Raw genomic sequence first — 1,607 nt, 5'->3', positions numbered from 1 at the left:
TGCACCGGATCGGGCGCAGCGAACTGAACTTCGGTAAGCACCGCACCATCAAGCAAACCCTCGCCCAGATCGACGCGGTGACCCTGGACGAGGTGAACGCCGTGGCGCGACGTTTGCTGGCGCGGCCGCTGGGTGCCGCTGTGCTGGGCCCCTACAAATCGAAAAGGTCGCTGCCGCAGCGACTTCGGGATATCGCGGGGTAGTGGGTTACAGTCGGTTGATGCGCCTGTCACGACGAGATCTCTTCATCGGAGGATTGACGCTGGTGACGGTGGCCGCAGCGGCCGGTTGTGCGGACGAGTCCGCACTCGCTGCCCCGGTGCCGTCGCTACCCGAACAGATCCGCGACCTCGAGGCCCGGCACAATGCCTTCATCGGGGTGTACGGGGTGAACCTGGACTCCGGGCTTTCGGTGCGCAACCGCGCCGGTGAACAGTTCGCACTGTGCTCGACCTTCAAGACCTATGCCGCCGCGCTGGTGCTGCGCCGCGTCGCCGAGGGCGAATTGTCGCTGGAGAAGCCGGTTTTCGTGGATCCGGCCGGCATCATCGCCAACTCGCCGGTGACCGAGGAACGGGCCGGCGGTCAGATGACGCTCGCCGAGCTGAGCCAGGCCGCGCTGCAGCGCAGCGACAACCTCGCGGCCAACCTGCTGCTGGCCACCCTCGGCGGGCCGCGGGCCATCACCGATTTCGCCCGCAGCATCGGAGATGCCGCGACCCGGTTGGATCGCTGGGAGACCGAACTCAATTCGGCGATCCCGGGGGACCCCCGCGATACCAGCACACCGGAAGCCTTGGGCACCGGCTATCGCAACCTACTGGCCGGCGATGCCTTGCCGCCCGCGCAGCGTGATCTGCTGGACGGGTGGATGCGGGCAAACCAGACCTCCAGCATGCGCGCCGGCCTGCCGCCGGACTGGACCACCGCCGACAAGACCGGCAGCGGTGACTACGCCACCACCAACGACGTCGGGATCGCCTACGGTCCGGGCGGCACCCGGGTGCTGCTGTCGATCATGACGCGCACCCAGTCCGCCGACCCGGAGGCGCCGGGTCTGCGGCCGATGATCGGCGAGGTCGCCGCGTTGGTGCTACCGCATCTGCTCGGCGCGCACTAGCGATGAGTTTTCCTCCGCCGCGCCGTCTTATCTGGTGACCGTGTCGACGAGAGGAACACCGATGTCCGAGTACGCCGCGCCCGTGGGGGCACCGATCTGGTTCGACCTGATGAGCAGTGATCCGGCGCGGGCCGCCGAGTTCTATCACGCGATCTTCGGGTGGGAGGTCGAGGGACCGCCGCAACCCGAGTTCGGCGGCTACCAGAATTTCACCCGCAACGGTAAGCGGGTGGCCGGTCTGGCCCCGCACATGGGTGACGGTCCCGCCGACATCTGGTCGGCGTACCTGCACACCGCGGACGCCGCGGCCACCATGACGGCCGTCGAGGCCGCCGGCGGGACGGTGATGGTGCCGCCGATGCCGGTCGGGGACATGGGCACCATGGCGGTGGTCGTCGACACCGCGGGCGCGGTCATCGGCTTCTGGCAGCCGCAGTCCCATGTCGGGTTCACCGAATGGGGTGAGCACGGCGCACCGTACTGGTTC

General features: G+C 68.4%; 2 protein-coding genes and 1 pseudogene. All 3 read left to right on the top strand.

What is annotated here, in order from left to right; genetic code table 11:
* Positions 1–203: pseudogene (locus tag ACK5M9_RS09645) on the top strand (insulinase family protein); the annotation flags it as partial.
* Positions 204–217: 14 nt separating this feature from the next.
* Entirely contained in the window at positions 218–1,120 is a 903-nt protein-coding gene (gene bla, locus ACK5M9_RS09640) for a class A beta-lactamase (RefSeq protein WP_416892951.1), read from the top strand.
* 61 nt (positions 1,121–1,181) lie between these two features.
* A partial coding sequence (locus ACK5M9_RS09635) for a VOC family protein (RefSeq protein ID WP_416892950.1) occupies positions 1,182–1,607 on the top strand: 426 nt, incomplete at its 3' end.

The organism is Mycobacterium sp. (assembly GCF_047975165.1).
Taxonomy (GTDB): domain Bacteria; phylum Actinomycetota; class Actinomycetes; order Mycobacteriales; family Mycobacteriaceae; genus Mycobacterium.
Note: the sequence above shows the minus strand (reverse complement) of the source record. Positions and strands in the feature narration are given on the sequence as shown.